Source organism: Alishewanella agri BL06 (genome assembly GCF_000272005.1).
Taxonomy (GTDB): Bacteria; Pseudomonadota; Gammaproteobacteria; order Enterobacterales; family Alteromonadaceae; genus Alishewanella; species Alishewanella agri.
The window spans coordinates 340,296-358,568 of the sequence record NZ_AKKU01000001.1 but is presented as its reverse complement, the minus strand read 5'-3'; the positions used below and the strand labels follow the sequence as shown (position 1 = coordinate 358,568).

The 18,273-nt window shown below is 51.2% G+C and carries 17 protein-coding genes; 13 read left to right on the top strand and 4 right to left on the bottom strand.

The window, feature by feature from the left end; genetic code table 11:
* Positions 1–10: 10 nt before the first annotated feature.
* Together glgB and malQ are read right to left on the bottom strand one after the other, a co-directional pair.
* Positions 11–2,203, bottom strand: a complete 2,193-nt coding sequence (gene glgB, locus AGRI_RS01655; RefSeq protein ID WP_420169859.1) for a 1,4-alpha-glucan branching protein GlgB — start codon at positions 2,201–2,203, stop codon at positions 11–13.
* A 55-nt stretch (positions 2,204–2,258) separates the two neighbouring features.
* The gene (gene malQ, locus AGRI_RS01650) at positions 2,259–4,451 is read right to left on the bottom strand and encodes a 4-alpha-glucanotransferase (RefSeq protein WP_008983288.1); all 2,193 of its coding nucleotides are present in this window, start codon (positions 4,449–4,451) and stop codon (positions 2,259–2,261) included.
* A gap of 230 nt (positions 4,452–4,681) precedes the next feature.
* On the opposite strand from malQ, the gene gap reads away from it, so the two are divergent.
* Both gap and AGRI_RS01640 read left to right on the top strand, forming a co-directional pair.
* Entirely contained in the window at positions 4,682–5,689 is a 1,008-nt protein-coding gene (gap, locus tag AGRI_RS01645; RefSeq protein ID WP_008610273.1) for a type I glyceraldehyde-3-phosphate dehydrogenase, read from the top strand.
* A 109-nt stretch (positions 5,690–5,798) separates the two neighbouring features.
* On the top strand, positions 5,799–6,656 hold the full coding sequence (locus AGRI_RS01640) for a D-hexose-6-phosphate mutarotase (protein ID WP_008983287.1): 858 nt from the start codon (positions 5,799–5,801) through the stop codon (positions 6,654–6,656).
* On the opposite strand, the gene AGRI_RS01635 is transcribed toward AGRI_RS01640, so the two are convergent.
* Positions 6,640–7,047 carry a hypothetical protein gene (locus AGRI_RS01635; RefSeq protein ID WP_008983286.1) on the bottom strand — a complete coding sequence of 136 codons (408 nt, stop codon included), beginning with the start codon at positions 7,045–7,047 and terminating at the stop codon, positions 6,640–6,642. The genes AGRI_RS01640 and AGRI_RS01635 overlap by 17 nt on opposite strands.
* 290 nt (positions 7,048–7,337) lie before the next feature.
* Here AGRI_RS01635 and ccoN point away from each other — a divergent pair, with 290 nt between their 5' ends.
* The 11 genes from ccoN to ttcA all read left to right on the top strand — a co-directional run bounded on the left by ccoN (position 7,338) and on the right by ttcA (position 17,212).
* Positions 7,338–8,765: a cytochrome-c oxidase, cbb3-type subunit I gene (ccoN, locus tag AGRI_RS01630; protein WP_008983285.1), complete on the top strand. Its 1,428-nt coding sequence runs from the start codon at positions 7,338–7,340 to the stop codon at positions 8,763–8,765.
* 10 nt (positions 8,766–8,775) lie between these two features.
* On the top strand, positions 8,776–9,384 hold the full coding sequence (ccoO, locus tag AGRI_RS01625) for a cytochrome-c oxidase, cbb3-type subunit II (protein ID WP_008983284.1): 609 nt from the start codon (positions 8,776–8,778) through the stop codon (positions 9,382–9,384).
* 5 nt (positions 9,385–9,389) lie between these two features.
* On the top strand, positions 9,390–9,572 hold the full coding sequence (locus tag AGRI_RS01620; protein ID WP_008983283.1) for a cbb3-type cytochrome oxidase subunit 3: 183 nt from the start codon (positions 9,390–9,392) through the stop codon (positions 9,570–9,572).
* Positions 9,565–10,539: a cytochrome-c oxidase, cbb3-type subunit III gene (gene ccoP / locus AGRI_RS01615; protein WP_008983282.1), complete on the top strand. Its 975-nt coding sequence runs from the start codon at positions 9,565–9,567 to the stop codon at positions 10,537–10,539. The genes AGRI_RS01620 and ccoP overlap by 8 nt, the downstream gene beginning before the upstream one ends.
* Positions 10,540–10,595: 56 nt before the next feature.
* Positions 10,596–11,096: a FixH family protein gene (locus AGRI_RS01610; protein ID WP_237712999.1), complete on the top strand. Its 501-nt coding sequence runs from the start codon at positions 10,596–10,598 to the stop codon at positions 11,094–11,096.
* A gap of 35 nt (positions 11,097–11,131) precedes the next feature.
* Positions 11,132–13,513: a heavy metal translocating P-type ATPase gene (locus AGRI_RS01605; protein ID WP_008983280.1), complete on the top strand. Its 2,382-nt coding sequence runs from the start codon at positions 11,132–11,134 to the stop codon at positions 13,511–13,513.
* Positions 13,510–13,722, top strand: a complete 213-nt coding sequence (ccoS, locus tag AGRI_RS01600; RefSeq protein WP_008983279.1) for a cbb3-type cytochrome oxidase assembly protein CcoS — start codon at positions 13,510–13,512, stop codon at positions 13,720–13,722. The genes AGRI_RS01605 and ccoS overlap by 4 nt, the downstream gene beginning before the upstream one ends.
* A complete protein-coding gene (locus tag AGRI_RS01595; protein ID WP_040291163.1) occupies positions 13,712–14,386 on the top strand; it encodes a sulfite exporter TauE/SafE family protein in 675 nt (224 codons plus the stop codon). The genes ccoS and AGRI_RS01595 overlap by 11 nt, the downstream gene beginning before the upstream one ends.
* 36 nt (positions 14,387–14,422) lie before the next feature.
* Positions 14,423–15,127 carry a fumarate/nitrate reduction transcriptional regulator Fnr gene (gene fnr, locus AGRI_RS01590; protein WP_008983277.1) on the top strand — a complete coding sequence of 235 codons (705 nt, stop codon included), beginning with the start codon at positions 14,423–14,425 and terminating at the stop codon, positions 15,125–15,127.
* A gap of 157 nt (positions 15,128–15,284) precedes the next feature.
* Positions 15,285–16,217, top strand: coding sequence for a universal stress protein UspE (gene uspE, locus AGRI_RS01585; protein WP_008983276.1), 933 nt, complete (start codon positions 15,285–15,287; stop codon positions 16,215–16,217).
* A 77-nt stretch (positions 16,218–16,294) separates the two neighbouring features.
* The gene (gene ttcA / locus AGRI_RS01580) at positions 16,295–17,212 is read left to right on the top strand and encodes a tRNA 2-thiocytidine(32) synthetase TtcA (RefSeq protein WP_008983275.1); all 918 of its coding nucleotides are present in this window, start codon (positions 16,295–16,297) and stop codon (positions 17,210–17,212) included.
* A gap of 59 nt (positions 17,213–17,271) precedes the next feature.
* Here the strand turns inward: ttcA and AGRI_RS01575 are convergent, their stop codons facing one another.
* Positions 17,272–18,138, bottom strand: coding sequence for a glucosaminidase domain-containing protein (locus AGRI_RS01575; RefSeq protein WP_008983274.1), 867 nt, complete (start codon positions 18,136–18,138; stop codon positions 17,272–17,274).
* Positions 18,139–18,273: the final 135 nt, after the last annotated feature.

The following is an 18,273-nucleotide window of genomic DNA, read 5'->3' as shown; positions in this document are numbered from 1 at the left end:
CGCGCTAATCCTAAGATTTGACTCGTAGATAGAGGGTTGCCAGCGGCGGTAAATTCAAGCTCAGCCGCCGTGGTTGGCCCTGCCAGGCTTCAGCAATACTGACCAGTGCCTGCTGCTGCACCGGATAATTACTGCCCCAGAAATACTTACTATCGGTATTGAGGATCACTTCAAACTCGCCCTCTTCCGCCACGCCGAGCGCAAAATGCTGGCGCGGCACCGGCGTAAAATTACTGACCACGTAAATACGCTGGCCGGCCGCATCCTGCCGGAAAAAGCTCACCGTACTATGGCTTGCATCCTGATGCTCCAGCCAGCCAAAGCCCGCTGGCTCATAGTCTAGCTGATACAGCGGTGCGCAGCGCCGATAAGTCAGGTTCAGATCGCGGAACAGCTGCTGTACCCCACGGTGCTTATCATAGCTTAAGAGCTGCCAGTCCAGACTCTGGGTATGATTCCATTCGCGGCTTTGCGCCAGCTCATTCCCCATAAAATTCATTTTCTTACCCGGGTGCGCGTACATAAAAGCAATATAGGCACGTAAGTTCGCCGCCTGCTGCCACTCATCGCCCGGCATTTTTTGCAGTAAGCTGCCTTTACCATGTACCACTTCGTCGTGCGATAACGGCAAAATAAAATTCTCGTTGTAGGCATACACCATCGAAAACGTCAGATCATTATGATGGTACTGCCGGTAAGCCGGGTCCTTACTGATATAGCGCAGACTATCGTTCATCCAGCCCATATTCCATTTAAAGCCAAAACCGAGGCCACCACCGTCGGTCGGTCGTGACACCATCGGGAAAGACGTCGACTCTTCGGCAATGGTCATGGCATTAGGGAACTTGCTATACACTTCGCGGTTAAGCCAGCGAAACAGACTAATGGCTTCATAGTTATGATTGCCGCCGTCGATATTCGGGATCCATTCCCCGGCTTTACGCGAGTAGTCCCAATACAGCATCGAGGCTACCGCATCAACGCGGATGCCGTCGATATGAAAGTGCTCCAGCCAGTACAGCGCACTGGCCACCAGGAACTGGCGCACATAATCCTTACCAAAATCATAGATGCAGGAATTCCAGTCCGGGTGCCAGCCACGGCGCGGATCGGCATATTCATAAAGATGCGAGCCGTCAAAACGGGCTAAACCATGGCCATCTTCCGGAAAATGCGCCGGTACCCAGTCCAGAATAACGCCGATACCGGCCTGATGGCAGGCATCGACAAAGGCTTTAAAATCATCCGGATGGCCAAAACGCGAGGTGGGGGCAAATAGCCCCAGTGGCTGATAGCCCCAGGAACCATCAAACGGATGCTCCATCACCGGTAACAGTTCGATATGGGTATAGCCCAGATCCAGTACATAAGGGATCAGCTGCGCCGCCAGCTCACGGTAATTAAGCGGTTGATTGTCCGGCCCGCGGCGCCAGGAGCCCAGATGCACTTCATAAATACTCATCGGGCTCTGATACGGATTGGGCGCAGTGCGGTTTTGCCAGGCCTGATCCTGCCACTGATACTGCTGATGATCGTAAACCAACGAGGCATGCGACGGATATTGCTCATCATAAAAGGCCAGCGGATCAGCCTTGTGTGGTAACAGATGACCATGCTGATCTTTAATTTCAAATTTATAACGCACGCCGGCGGCAACTTCCGGCAGCACCAACACGAAATGGCCACAGTCGGTGCGTTGCATCGGATGGCAGCGGCCATCCCACTGGTTAAAGTCACCGACCAGACTGACACTGCTGGCATTGGGTGCATAGACGGCAAAACGGGTTGCCGGCAGCCGTTTGCCGGCATGGTCCAGCTCAATCAGCTGGGCGCCAAGCTGCCGGTACAGATTTTCCGGCTGATGCTGTACAAAGTGCACCGCATAATAAGCTTGCTCGGTAAACTGATAAGGGTCAAACAACTGGTGCTGATAGCGGCCCTGGGTAACCTGTAACCGATAGGGCACCGCCTTACGCTTGGTCGGTAGCTCCAGCACAAATAAACCGGGACAACTACTATCGGGCGTTAACTCACCTAACAGTTTATTGGTTTTGCTATCGAAAGCACTGACCGCGCTGGCATGCGGCAGATAGCAGCGCAGCAACAAACCACGCGCTTTCCCATCCTGCATTCGCGGCTGCCAACCTAAAAAGCCAAACGGCTGATTTAAACGGGCTTCGGTTAACAGCTGTGCAGTCATGATTCTGTCCTTAATAAAATGTCTGAGAGTTACCTGAACGGGCCTTACAGCGGCTTATTTATTGGCGGCGCAGCGCCGTTAATTGCTGCAATAAGGCGGCAATATGCGGCTCTTGCGTCCACTGCTCCAGCGGCTGACTCAATTTGCGCCGCCAGTTTGGATATTCATTGCTGGTGCCGGGCACATTCACCGGCTGAGTCATTTCCAGCCAGTCTTCAATTTGCAGGCATAACAGCTGCTGGGCGCCGGCGGCCAGATGCTGCTGCATAGCGAAATTCATAGTGCGGTCCATAGCAAGCTGATCGACACTACGCGGGTAATCAGCCGGTAAGCGGCCATGACCGTGCAGCGAATCTAAAATTCGCTGTTTATTGGCATGGCGCTGCTGATAAAGCTGTTGCAGTTGGCCTTCGTCGCGATACAAGCCCAGTTGCTGGCCCAGTTTTAAGTCTTCACAATGCCAGAAACCGATTAAGGTTGGCAAATCGTGGGTACTTAAGGTCGCCATCGCCTGCAGCGGATAATGTGCCGGCGAAATATAGCCGCCATCCGGCGCGGTTTCAAAGAAGAAGACCCGGTAGGAATAGATACCGAATTGCTGCAGTAACTCACGGATGCCCTCTGGTACTGTGCCCAGATCCTCGCCAATAACCACCACCTGCTGGCGCTGGCTTTCCAGCGCCAGAATGCCCAGCAGATCCATAATAGGGTAATAAACATAGGCACCCGAACCGGCATTAGCCGCCGTTTTGGGTACCCACCATAGTCGCAGCAGCGCCATTACATGGTCAATCCGCAGCGCACCGGCATGCTGCATATTGGCACGCAACAGCTCAATAAAAGGTTGATAACTCTGCTGGTACAGCTGAAACGGCTTCATTGGCGGCAAACCCCAGTTTTGGCCGGTCGGCCCCAGTGGATCCGGCGGCGCACCGACACTGGCGTCACGGCAATACAGCTCAGGATTCCCCCAGATCTCGGTCGAGGCTTCACTGACGCCAACCGCTAAATCACGATACAAACCTAATAACATGCCCTGCGCTGTTGCCAGTTGCTGGGCCTCTGCCAGCTGCTGCTGCGCCAGGAATTGCAGATAAACATAAAAATCCAGCTCAGCTGCGTGCTCAGCGGCAAATTGCTGCACGGCGTCGCTGTCCGGATCCCGGTATTGCTCAGGCCAGTTTGGCCAGCCCCAGTATTGGCTGTCTTGCTGATACAGCCAGGCATGCAGCGCATCATACAGCGCCAGCTGCGCTAAACTGTTGCCGCCCGCGGCTTTAAAGGCATCAAAGGCGGCAGCCAGTTCAGGCTGCGAAGCCTTGTTGTCGATAAACCACTGATAACACAGCTTCAATGCTGGCAGCTTTAGCGCCATCACGGCCGGGTAATCGACCCAGTCCTGCTGCCGCGCTGCAACTATTGCCTGTTGCACCGCAGGCTGCTTTAGATGAGCCTGTAGCGCCGCATTTTCGTTAAAGCCAGGTGTAGCGGTCACATCAAGGTAAATAATATTGAGCCAGCGTCGCGACGACGGGCTATAAGGGCTGGCATTATCCGCTAAGGCCGGATAGAGCGCATGAATGGGGTTAAGGCCAATAAAATCTGCCCCCTGCTTCGCCAGATAGCGGATCAGCGTTTGCAGATCGCTAAAATCACCGATCCCCCAGTTGCGCTCCGAGCGCAGCGCATAAAGCTGGATCGCGCTACCCCACTGTTTGCGCTGGCTAAACGCTGCCGGTTGATAACAATGACCAGGGCTGATAATCAGTTGCTGGTTAACCAATAAATCGGTACCACTGCAGCGCAGCTCCAGCTGATGGTAACCGACTGTTAATGGGTAGGCGATATGATGCAGATACTGCTGATACTCTTCGCCCTCTAACACCACCACCTGTGTCAGCTCGCCATCTACCGGCAGCAGTGGCCACTGCTGTGTTGCGCCCTGCTCAGTAGTCAGCGTCAGCGTAAAATCGGTATTCGCCAGCGCCAGTGGCACCATCACTTCCAGCTGCCAGCCCTGCTCATCTTGCTGCTGCACCGATACCGGCGCGATCAGTTGTTGCCAATAATCCAGTTGCCGCTGTAACAGCTCCTGGCGGCAGGAGGCTTCATCTTGTACCGGATATCCCATGGCACTGAGCAGCGCTAACTGATCCGGCTCACTGACCTGACACGGCTGCCCCCAGGCATCATTAAAGGTGGTTTCAATGCCGTTAAAGGCAATCAGTTCGGCGAGTAAGGCGGCGTCCATTGGAAATCCTTAATTAAATGTGCCTATGGTGTGTATCATACTCATGCGACTCAGCAGTCTATTGTAAGGAGCGGTTTGCTGCTTGTCATGGTCATTTATGTCATTAAATTACAAAATCAGCAACAAAAATGCTTTTAAGCTTGAAAATTGCCATGAATAATGTAATTTTACTACAAAATACCTGATGAATACGTTTTCAAACAGTTTAACACTTTAACAGCGGGGTTCTTATGACTATTCGTGTTGCGATTAATGGTTTTGGCCGGATTGGCCGTAATGTGCTGCGGGCACTGTATGAAAGCAGCAAAAGCTATGACATTAAGATCGTAGCCATCAACGATCTCGGCGATGCGGCGATTAACGCCCACCTGTTAAAATACGACACCGCGCACGGTATTTTTGCTGCCAACGTCAGCCACGATGACAAAGCCATCTATGTGAACAATGACGAAATCCGTACCCTCAGCGTGCGTAATCCGGCCGAGCTGCCGTGGGCCGAGCTGAAAGTCGATGTGGTACTGGAATGTACCGGCCTGTTCACCGATCGTAAAACCGCAGGCGCCCATTTAACGGCCGGTGCGAAGAAAGTCATCATCTCAGCACCGGGTAAAGATGTCGACGCCACTGTGGTCTACGGCGTGAACCATCAGATCCTGACGCCAGAAATGAACATTATCTCTAATGCGTCCTGCACCACTAACTGCCTGGCGCCGGTTGCCAAGCCACTATATGAAGCTTTGGGTATTGAATCCGGTTTAATGACCACTATCCACGCCTACACTAACGATCAGCGCTTAAGTGATGTTTATCATACTGATGTGCGCCGTGCCCGCGCCGCGGCAATGTCGATGATCCCGACCAAGACCGGCGCCGCTGCTGCTGTCGGTTTAGTGGTACCAGAGCTAAAAGGCAAATTTGATGGCCTGGCGGTACGGGTGCCAACGATTAACGTATCTTTAGTCGACCTGACCTTTATTGCTGGCCGCGATACCACTGCTGAAGAAGTGAACGATATTATCCGTAAGGCCGCCAGCAGCGGCCCAATGAGCGAAGTGCTGGCGGTGAACGATCTGCCGCTGGTGTCAATCGACTTTAACCACAACCCAATGTCGTCGGTATTTGATGCCACGGAAACCCGGGTACTGGGCAGGCTGGTCAAAGTGATGAGCTGGTACGATAATGAGTGGGGCTTTAGTAACCGTATGCTGGATAACACGGTAGAGCTAATGAAGTTCTAATTGTCTCCTGCTAATCACTACAGCCAGCTTTTGCTGGCTGTGTGCATTTTAAGGCAGTAGATTTAGCACATTATTTTACCACGCCTTGAGCGAGTAATAAGGAATCAGGATGTCGCAGACACTATCGCAAATCAGTACTCAGACCGGCTTTGCCCATTTAACTGACCTGCCCTGCCTGAAATTAGTCTGTGGCGAAGCTTCGGCCGTGATCTCGCTGTATGGCGCTCAGTTGTTATCCTATCAGCCAGCGCCCGGACGGGAGCTGCTGTGGCTATCCCCGAAAGCGGTCTGGCAACAGCAACAAGCGATCCGCGGCGGCGTGCCGGTATGCTGGCCCTGGTTTGGCCCGGCGGGCAAGCCGTTTAATATCAGCGCGGCTAAACTACCCAACCATGGCTTAGTGCGTAACCGACTGTGGCGTCAGGTGCAGGCGGAGCCGTCGACACAGCTCGCTTTGGTTACGTTAAGCATCGATGTCGATGATATCCCGACACTGCATAACAGCGTAACGCTAAACCTGACGCTGAAGCTGACCGCGGAGGCTCTGACTTTACAGCTGGACTGTGCCGAGCCGATGCTGCAACAAGCTGCGTTACACAGTTATTTTGCGGTACCGTCACTGTCAGACACCAGTGTCAGTCCTTTACCCGGCGCCTATCTGGATAAAACGCTGGGCGGCGAACGGGTAGAAAGCACTGCGCCGCTTCGCTTTGAGCGGGAAATTGATAGGGTTTATCCGGAGCCTGCGGCAGAGCTGTTGTTACAAAGTGGCGCACAGCAGTTAAACATCAGCCAACTGGGCCAGGATGCTACTGTGGTCTGGAATCCATGGCGGGAGCGCAACAAAGCGCTGCCGGATTTAGCGGAAAACAGTTATCAGCAGTTTGTTTGTGTTGAAACCGCAAAACTGGATTTAAACCAACCAGCTGCCTTACAACTGAGTCAACGACTTACCAGCTTGAGGTAAAATCGATCAGCTGCAGTTGCTGCTGCCCGCTGACGGTTGCCATAGTCAGCGTCAACTGCCAACGCATTTGCGGATCGGTACAGGCGCCGAGCAAAAACTCCGCTTGCCAGACGGTGCCCTCTGTGTCGCTGACCTTACGCCAGTGTAACGGGATCCGCCCCATATACATCGAAATGCCGCGAATTTCACCACTAAGTTGCTGAATATCAAGGTTTGTTTTCACCGTTAGCGTCAGCGGGCTTTCTACCGGTATTGTTGCCGGACTGATTTGTACACTCAGGTCAGCGGTTTGCAGCAGGGTCAGCTGGCTGTTATCATTAGCAGCGGGTGTACAAGCCTGCAGTACAAATAAAAAAATGAAACACAACACTAACTTCACTGCAAACTTCATCTCAGGGTAATGCCTGCTAAACTCGTAGAAGTGGCTATCTTAGCGCTAACAACAGGCAAAAAACCAGCAACAGGCCTAATTGCCTGAAAATTGAACAGCGACTTTGTTCTACATCATAAAATAGGCGGCTTTGCCTATCTTTTATGGGGTAAAGGCCTTATCATTCGGGCCAAATAAAGTGGGTACAACCAACTGCGATGGCCTCATCCAGCGGACGTATCCATTTATAACAAGAAGGGCCACCTTCAGGTGGTATTTTAGTAACCAGCAAAACTGCAGCGGAACTCAACATGAGCCAGACCAAACCGTTAAATGTTGAATACAACTATAGCGTTGTCCGCCTCTTTGCCATCACTACCGTATTATGGGGTATTGTCGGCATGGCGGTGGGAGTGTTAATTGCAGCCCAGTTATACTGGCCGGCGCTTAACTTTGATACGCCTTGGCTGACCTACAGCCGTCTTCGTCCTCTCCATACCAATGCCGTTATCTTCGCCTTTGGTACCAGTGCCTTATTCGCCACCTGTTATTATGTGGTGCAACGAACCTGTCAGGTTCGGTTATTTGCAGAAAAGCTCGCCATGTTTACTTTCTGGGGCTGGCAAGCGGTTATTATCGCTGCCGTGATTACCCTGCCAATGGGCCTGAGCCAGAGCAAAGAATATGCCGAGCTGGAGTGGCCAATTGACGTGCTGATTACCATCGTTTGGGTCAGTTTTGCTATCGTGTTCTTCGGTACTCTGGCTAAACGTAAAACCAGCCATATCTATGTCGCGAACTGGTTCTATGGCGGCTTTATTATTACCGTTGCCGCGCTGCATATCGTCAACAGCATGGTGATCCCGCTGAATTTGGGTAAGTCTTACTCAATTTACGCCGGTGCGGTAGATGCCATGGTGCAGTGGTGGTACGGCCACAACGCGGTAGGTTTCCTGTTAACCGCTGGCTTCCTGGGTATGATGTACTACTTCGTACCGAAACAATCAGGTCGTCCGGTGTATTCTTACCGGCTGTCAATCGTCCACTTCTGGGCGCTGATTGCACTGTATATCTGGGCCGGTCCACACCACCTGCACTACACTGCCCTGCCTGACTGGACCCAGTCTTTAGGTATGGTGATGTCTGTGGTGCTGTTCGTACCAAGCTGGGGCGGCATGATCAACGGTATTATGACGCTGTCAGGCGCTTGGCATAAGCTGAAAACCGACCCCATCTTACGCTTCTTAATTGTATCGCTGTCATTCTACGGTATGTCGACCTTCGAAGGCCCGATGATGGCGATCAAATCCGTGAATGCACTGTCACACTACACTGACTGGACCGTAGGTCACGTGCACTCAGGTGCGCTGGGCTGGGTTGCGATGATCTCTATCGGTGCTATGTACCACCTGATCCCGGCGGTATATAACAAAGACGGAATGTATAGCTTAAAACTGATTAACACCCACTTCTGGCTGCACACTATTGGTGTGGTGCTGTACATCGTAGCAATGTGGATCAGCGGTATTATGCAAGGCATGATGTGGCGCGCAGTTAACACTGACGGTACTTTGACTTACAGCTTTGTCCAAAGCCTGGAAGCCTCGATGCCGTTCTATCTGATGCGCTTTATTGGTGGTGCCTTCGTGGTCGCCGGTATGTTGCTGATGGCTTACAACGTCTACAAGACAGTAAGCAGTAAAACACCAGCAGCCCAACCTGCTGCAGCCGCCGCCTAAGGAGAGCCAAATGTCAAAAAATCATCACGAAAAAATTGAAAAAAGCGTTGGTTTACTGGGCATTTTCACCATTATCGCCATCAGCTTTGGTACGCTGGTTCAAATTACTCCGCTGATGTTTCTCGATGAAACCACCCAGCCAATTGACGGCCTGAAGCCATACACTGCCCTGCAGATGGAAGGCCGGGATGTGTTTATCCGTGAGGGCTGCACCAACTGTCACAGCCAAATGATTCGGCCGTTCCGCGCTGAAGTAGAACGTTACGGTCACTACTCGGTTGCCGGTGAGAGCGTATGGGAACATCCGTTTCTGTGGGGCTCAAAGCGTACTGGTCCGGATCTGGCCCGTGTGGGTGGTCGTTACAGTGATGACTGGCATTATGCGCACCTGATGGATCCACGCTCGGTGGTGCCACAGTCGAATATGCCGGCTTACCCGTGGTTAGATACCAACATTCTGGACGGCAAGTACACGGCCCGTAAGCTGGAGATTTTCCGGAGTTTCGGCGTACCTTACACCGATGAAGATATCGCCGGTGCTGCAGAAGCAGTTAAAGGTAAAACCGAAATGGAAGCCCTGATTGCCTACCTGCAATCACTGGGCACAGCGCTGAAGTAACGGTTATGGAATTTGCAACAGTTCACAGCATTCTGACAGTGATCCTGTTCGTTGGCTTTGTGGCGTTTGTGATTTGGGCTTACAGCAAAAAACGTAAGTCTGACTTCGAAGAAGCCGCTAACTTAGTATTTGACGACGAACCGGAATCCGGAAAACAACATTCGAAACGGGAGAAGGAGCATGAGTAGCTTCTGGAATCTTTGGATTTGGGTACTGACCATACCGGTACTGGTATTGTGTTTAGTGCTGTTATTGTGGAACCTGAAAAACTTCGTGGGCGTACCTGAAGATCAGACTACTGATCACGAAGTTGATGGCTTAAAAGAGTACAACAACCCACTGCCAAAATGGTGGACCTATATGTTCTTTGCCACCCTGATTTGGTCAGTGTTCTATCTGGCTGCTTATCCGGGTCTGGGAAATTACAAAGGTTTCCTCGGTTGGACCAGCTCCAATCAGGGCATTAAGTCACTGGAAGAGTCACGGCAGGCCGTTGAGCTGGCTCGTGCTGAAGGTCGTTATGTTGAATTAGACGTTGAAAACGCTAAAGCAGATGAAGTATACGGCCCGGTTTTCCAGGCCTTCGCTAAACGCGATGTGCTGGATCTGGCCTATGATGCAGAAGCGTTGAAAATTGGTCAGCGTTTATTCCTGCAAAACTGTGCGTTATGTCACGGCTCAGATGCCCGCGGTCAGCGTGGTTTCCCTAACCTGACTGATAACGATTGGCTATATGGTGGTACGCCAGACAAGATCAAAGAAACGCTGTTATACGGCCGTAAAGCTGCAATGCCGGGCTGGGAAGCCGCACTGGGCGACCAGGGCATCAAGGAAATGACTGCCTATGTATTGCAACTGTCTGGCCGTGCTGTCAATGAAAAAGACGCTGAAGCCGGTAAAGCCAAGTTTGGTATGTGTGCTGCCTGTCACGGCGTGGATGGCCGCGGTAGCGTTGCTCACAACCTGCCATTCGGTGCGCCGAACCTGACTGATAATATCTGGTTATATGGCGGCTCTGCCCGGGATATCGAAGAAACGCTGCGCAATGGCCGTTACGGTGTGATGCCTGCCTTTAAAGAAACACTGGGTGAAGACAAGGTACATATCCTGACAGCCTATGTTTATCGCTTAGCGAATCCGGAAGACCTGCGCTAACACCAGGCAGGATGTTCTGATAGAATCTAAGCCCCGTACAGGGGCTTAGTTTTATAATGAGGTTACGAATGCAACAGGATACCAAACCCTGGTATAAATATGTCTGGCCCTGGGTATTAATTGCGATACCGGTTTTGACGGCGCTAAAAGCGGTGCATACCGTGGTAGTGATGCAACAACACAAACCGGAAGTCGTCATTGATGATTATTATGCGGCGGGTAAAAGTATCAACTTGCAACTTGCCAAGTACCGTGAAGCGGCGTTGCGTAATCTGGATGCCAGCATCCTGGTCGCCGGCAATAGAGCCGTAGTGCGCTTTGCCGAAAATGCGGTGCTGGGCGACAGCATTCATTTAGACTTTTATCATCCAACCCTCGGCGCCCGGGATTTTGCTGTCGATGCCGAACGCAGTGGTGAACTACTTTATGTTGCCACCCTACCCCTGACACCAGATGGTCGTTGGCGCTTAACCGTATCGGATGCGTCCAATGAATGGCGACTCAAAGCCAATCTGGTGCTGCCGGCTGAGCAGGAAATTAAACTGGGTTATAAATAATCACTGTTATCTGTATTGATTAAGGAAGAGGCGTCTTGGGCGACCTGCAGTGTTTCCATTGCCATGAGCCGGTAGCTACCGGCGAGCGTTTTACCCTGTATATCGATGGTAACCGGCAGTTTTTTTGCTGCGCCGGTTGCCAGGCGGTTGCCGATACCATTATTAATAACGGCCTGGCAGACTATTACCGCTTCCGTACCGAAGCCGCGGCTAAAGTTACCGCCCTGCCCGACGAGCTTGCCAACCAGTTAGCCAACTTTGATCAGCCAGACGTACTGGCCGATATCAGCCGCCAGCATGGCGATTTAACTGAACTGGAATTGTCACTATCCGGCATGAGCTGCGCTGCCTGCGCCTGGTTAATTGAAAAGCAACTGAAAAAACTGCCAGACATTGCCAAGGTTACGGTTAACGCCTCTACCCAACGTGCGTCGGTCAGTTGGGACAGCAATAAGCTGCCATTAAGCGGCATTTTACGGCAAATCTCTGAGCTGGGTTATCAGGCCAGTCCTTTTGTTGCCGATCAGGAAGAACAGACCTTTAAACAGGAATTAAACCGCTATCTGAAACGATTGGCGGTATCGGGCATTCTCACCATGCAAGTGATGATGCTGGCCTTCGCACTGTACTTTGGCGAATACACGGGTATCGAAGCCTCGCATGAAGGCTATCTGCGTTGGATCAGTATGCTGCTGACCATACCGGTGCTGCTCTATGCCGCCAAACCTTTCACTCTCAGTGCCTGGCGCAGCATTAAAGCCAGGCAGATGAATATGGATGTGCCGGTTAGCCTGGCGCTCTGGTATACCTTTTTCGCCTCGTCTTATGCAACGCTGTTTCATACCGGTGAAGTCTATTTTGAATCGGTCTGTATGTTTACCTTTCTGCTGCAGCTGGGTAAGTTTTTTGAATACCGCGCCCGGGCCCAGGCACGAGAGGCCACCAGCAACCTGCTAAAGATTATGCCGGTCACCGCCACTTTATTAACTGAGCAGGGCCCAACCAGTGCCTCGGCGCGCCGGTTGCAACCTGACGATCTGATCCTGGTCAAAGCCGGCGAAACCCTGCCAGCTGATGGTATCGTCACAGAGGGGCAAAGCTCGGTTGATGAATCGATGCTAACCGGTGAGTACCGGCCAATTAGTAAAGGGCCCGGCGATACGGTACTGGCAGGCAGTATCAATCATGATGGTTTACTGAAAATTCGCGTTAGCGAGGCCTTGGCGCACTCCCGCCTGGGCCAGATTATCCAGTTGCAGCAGCAGACGCTAAATCAAAAACCGCGGTTGGTGGAAAAAACTGACCAGCTGGCAAAATACTTTGTCGAACGCTTACTGGTAATAGCGGTATTGACCTTTGGTTTGTGGTATTTCTGGTGGAACCCGGACCGGGCATTCTGGGTTACCTTGTCGGTCTTAGTTGCCACCTGCCCTTGTGCACTCAGCCTGGCAACCCCCACCGCTATTACCTGTGCCTTAGCACGCTTAAACCGTCAGGGGATCCTGATTAAAAATTCTCAGGCACTGGAAACTTTGCCAGAAATCAGCCATATCGTGTTCGATAAAACCGGTACCCTTACCGAAGGCCAGTTTAGTGTCAGCCAGGTCAGCTTACTCAGCACGCAATACGGTGAAGCTGAGGTGCTGAATTTCATTGCCAATCTGGAGCGCTATTCCGAGCATCCCATCGCCCGGGCCTTTGCTCCGTATCTGACCGAACCATTGCAACTGCAGCAGGTGAGCGTTGCCGTTGGCGCTGGGATCAGTGGCAGCTGGCAACAACGACAGCTTAAAGTCGGCAGTGCGGCGTTTTGTCAATTGAGCGAAGTCAGCAATGCGATGGTATATCTGGTGATCGACGGCGAGCCGATTGCTGCGGTAGAACTGAGTGATCAGATCCGGGCGGAAGTGCCGGCACTGGTCGCCAAACTGCAGCAACAGGGTTATCGTTTAGGCATGTTGACCGGCGACAGCTCGGAGCAGGCAGAGCAGATCAGCCAGCAGCTGCAGTTAGATTTTATGGTAAAGGGCTGCTCGCCAGAGCAAAAAGTCGCGCAGATCCAGCAACTGATTGCCGATGGCCATAAAGTCTTAATGCTTGGCGATGGCATTAATGACAGCCCTGGTTTTAATGCCGCCCATATCTCTGTCGCCGTGCACTCAGGCGCGGATTTATCAAAAAACCAGGCCGATGTGGTGCTGTTAAAGCCAGATGTCAGCCTGGTATTAGATTTAGTTGCCGGTGGTAAACAAAGCGCCCGTACCATCAAACAAAACCTTGGCTGGTCGGTAGGCTATAATCTGATTATTATTCCATTGGCGGTAGCAGGCTTTGTATCACCTTATATTGCCGTGATTGGTATGTCCTTCAGCTCCTTGCTGGTGGTATCTAACTCGTTAAGGTTACTGAAGAAATGAGCATTATTTATGTACTGATCCCGATTGCCATTTTATTTGTCGCCATCGGTATCTGGATTTTCTTTTGGGCGGTACGCTCAAAACAGTTTGAAGATTTGGAAAAAGAAGGCTTAAGCATCCTGTTTGATGAGGATAAGCAGCAGGTGCAGTCTGACAAACAACGCCAGCAGCCAAACCACGACAACACGTCGCGCCAAGATGAGCCCTGATTTTCTCGCCGCCATACTGATTGGTTTGTTGGGGAGCAGTCATTGCCTGGTGATGTGCGGCGGTATCGCCAGTGCCTTACAACTGAGTGTACCGGCAGAACAACGCCGTCACGGCTGGTACTTTCCGTTGTTACTCAGTGCCGGACGCTTAACGACTTACGCCTTGTTCGGCGCCCTGGTTGGCTATTTTGGTATTACGGCGATGCAAGTGACCGGGGCATCCATGCTATGGCTGCGTTTGCTTGCCGGCTTGCTGCTGATTGCCATGGCGCTGTACATTAGCCGGCTCTGGTTTGGTTTAACCCTATTAGAAAAGGTTGGTCAGGGCCTATGGCAGCGGCTACAGCCACTGAGCAAAGCGCTGTTACCGCTGGATTCAGCCAACAAAGCTTACCGCTATGGCCTGTTATGGGGCTTTCTGCCCTGTGGCCTGGTTTACTCCACTTTAAGCTGGAGTCTGGCCAGCGGCAGTGCGCTAAAAGGTGCCGCCCTGATGCTTGGCTTTGGCATCGGTACCCTGCCCGCTCTTCTCGCCGTTGGCAGCGCAGCCAACGCCTTACGTCAGCTCAAAGCAAATATGCTGTTTCGTTATGCGACTGCGGCTATACTGGCTATCTATGGCTTTTATACGATATGGCTTGCTTTGCAGAGGTTAGTTTTTTAAGCTAGCAGCCATATTAGGGACTTTAGGATCCATTCGATGCAACGCTCGGCGATTAATTGTCAGGATTGTGGTTTTAGCCAGCTGTGCCTGCCATTTTCACTTAACGATCAGGAAATGACCAAGCTGGATGACATTATCCAGCGTAAACGCCCGCTGCATAAAGGCGATATTCTGTTTGAAAGTGGCACCGCACTAAAATCGCTGTTCGCCGTGCGTACCGGATCCTTTAAAACCTTTACCCTGACCGAACAGGGTGAGCAACAAATTACCGGCTTCCATTTGCCCGGCGATATTATCGGTTTTGATGCGATCAACACCCAGCAACACGTAAGTTACGCTGAAGCGCTGGAAACCGGAATGATTTGTGAAATCCCGTTCAATAATCTCGAACTGTTATTAGATCAACTGCCCAAATTACGGCAGCAAATGATGCGGCTGATGAGCCAGGACATTCAGGCAGATCAGCAAATGTTGCTGTTGTTAAACCGGAAAACTGCCGAGCAAAAACTGGCGACCTTCCTCAATCATCTGGCATCACGCTACGGTAACCGGGGCTTTTCGTCTAAGGCTTTCCGTCTGACGATGACCCGCAGTGATATCGGTAATTATCTGGGCTTAACCGTGGAAACCATCAGCCGTTTGCTGAGTAAACTGCATAAAGATCAGATTATTGATGTCGACGGTAAACTGATTACCATTCTTGATGCGTTGGCACTAAATAATCTGGCAGGGAATTGCTAACCCCCCATATTGATTTCAGTAAAGCAACAACGCCTATTGCGCCGCAACGCCGCTTTAACTTTGTTGCTTGTTTATTGATTTAACACAAAAGCCCCGCTACCAACTCCGGTTATTTTGACTACACTTAGGTGAGTTAGAATGGATAGCCGGAGATATTATGTCGATTTACAACAATGTTTTAGTGGTACTGGATCCAACTACGGAACAGCAAAAAGCGCTGGATCGTGCGCTGGAACTAACCCGCAAACAAGGCGGTAAACTGACGGCATTTCTGTCGGTGTATGAATTCTCCTATGAGATGACCACCATGTTGTCCGGTGATGAGCGCGAAGCCATGAAACAAGCGGTGATTAAGGATCGTGAAATCTGGCTTAGCGGTTTATTAGCACCGGCAACGGCCGCCGGGCTCGACATTGCGATACAGGTGGTTTGGCACAACAGACCTTTCGAAGCCGTGGTCAAGGCGGTACTGGAGCATAACTTCGACTTAGTCATTAAAGGTACTCATGATCATGACGTACTGAAATCGATGATTTTTACCCCAACTGACTGGCATATTTTACGCAAGTGTCCCTGCCCGGTATTGCTGGTAAAAGAACACGCCTGGCCGGAGCAAGGAAATATTATCGCCGCAGTTAATGCCGGCAGCGAACAAGAACATCATAAATCATTAAATAAACGCGTAATTACTAAAGCGTTACAAATGGCTGAATTGCTGCACGCCAAGGTACATCTGGTCAATGCCTATCCGGGTACGCCGGTTAATATCGCCATCGAAATCCCGGAGTTTAATCCGCAGGAATATAACAGCACTATGCAGCGCCACCATAAAGATGCCGTCAAGCTGCTCGCCGACGACTATGCGATTCCGGCGGAACAGTGTCATGTGCTGGAGGGTATGCCAGAAGATGTGATCCCGAAACTGGCGCGGCAGCTGGATGCGGAAATGGTATTAATTGGTACCATCGGCCGAACCGGTTTATCGGCCGCCATTATCGGCAATACCGCCGAGCATGTGATTGACCGACTAGACTGCGATGTCTTGGCGTTAAAACCGGAAAACTTTGTCTGTCCGCTGGAGAAATCCTAGAGCAGGATCCTATTCCTCTTTTGCGTAGGCGCACCCTTGGGTATAATGTGCGCCTTTTTTCTGTCTGGTAGTTAATGATGTCTCACGCCGCGCAAGCGAAAGCCCAATACAATCTGAATAAACTGCACAAACGGCTGCGCCGTAACGTTGGCCAGGCCATTGCTGATTTTGGCATGATCAGTGAAGGCGACAAGGTGATGGTGTGTTTATCCGGCGGTAAAGACTCTTATACCCTGCTGGATATTCTGCTGAATCTGCAACAATCGGCGCCAATTAATTTCAGTATTGTGGCGGTGAATCTTGATCAGAAACAACCGGGGTTCCCGGCGCATGTGCTGCCAGAGTATCTGACAGCCATTGGTGTCGACTTTAAAATTGTTACTGAAGATACCTATGCCATCGTCAAGGAAAAGATCCCGGAGGGCAAAACGACCTGCTCGCTGTGTTCACGCCTGCGCCGTGGTATTTTGTACCGCACTGCCAAAGAACTGGGCGCAACTAAAATCGCCCTCGGCCACCACCGCGATGATATGCTGGAAACCTTGTTTTTAAATATGTTTTATGGCGGCAAGATGAAATCGATGCCGCCCAAACTGATCAGTGATAACGGCGAACATATCGTGATCCGGCCTCTGGCTTACTGCAAAGAAAAGGATATCGAAAAATATTCGCAAGCCAAGGCTTTCCCGATTATCCCGTGTAACCTCTGTGGCTCACAGGACGGGTTGCAGCGGCAGGTGGTAAAAGAAATGCTGCAGGACTGGGATAAACGTTTCCCGGGCCGGATTGAAACCATGTTTCAGGCAATGCAGAACATTGTGCCGTCCCATCTGGCGGATAAAACGCTGTTTGATTTTGCGGCGATTAGCAAAGAAAGCGCTCTGCTCAGCGATGGTGATACCGCCTTTGATAAGGTTGCAGTACCTAGCGTACCAGTAGGTTTCGAGCAGGAAGATGACGAGTTAGTTGTGCATCAGGCAGTGGAATTAAGCTGAGCGTAACAGGCTACGGCAGCAACACCAGGCCTGCTCAGTTGAGCAGGCTTTTTTATCGCTTAATCTTCCAGTAGACGACGGTTAAAACGAATCATCGCGGTAATTTCTTCGATATATTCATGACCGCGCTCAGAGTAGGCACTCAAACCATGTGCCAGGGCTTCACCACGCAGAGGCCGGTTTTCAGCACGGTGTTGTGCGCGGATCTGCCGCAACTGCTCGTAAGTATGAAAGGTATTCAGATTATAAAAATAACTGCGGATACTGGCTGCCGGACTGTCGAATTTCGCGACCTCGTGAAACTGATCTTCGGCCCGGTTTAGCGGGATCAGGCCACAGCCCTCGCGAAAACACCACTGGCCGAAGAAATTATAACCCTCTATGGCAAAACGGCTGGTGCCCCAGGCAGACTCATTTGCTGCCTGCATTAAGACTAAACTTTCCGGGATCACATCTACCCGCAGTAATAGCTCAGCCAGGGTTTCCTGATCCGTCTCTGCCACGTCTAACTTAAACTCGTCATACAGGCTATACAGAAACGCATATTCCTCAATGCTGAGTCTTAAGTTTTTCTGCTTTTTCTCGGCAATCTCCAGCAGCTGTTCACGTAACCACAATAAACGCTGATTTTCGCGTTTGACATGCGGCCTCAGATAGTCAAAAAACGCTTGTTTCTTGCGATCGACATTCGCGATGGTATTGAAATCAGGTAACGGCTGCTTTGGGATCGCTGCCTTCGGATAAGCGAGCCGCTGCAACAACTTCTTTTGGTCGGCATCAGATAAAGCGGTTAGCCGGCTTGGAATTTGCCATTCCTCCAGTGCTTCAGGCTCTTTTACTGGTTCCAGTTCACTAAAAGGACTAAAGGTAGCCACCGCCACTAACAGCCAAAACAGCACCAGAATCAGGTTACGGATTAAGAGCATTCACCACCTTTTAAAGCAACAGATCGTTTCAGTTAAACCCAAAATAGCCGCATATTCTACCGCCTATGAGGCTTAGATTCGAACAAAAAGTTCGCAGTCGGCTTTTTTTGTATTTTATTGCCTGAAAATATTGCA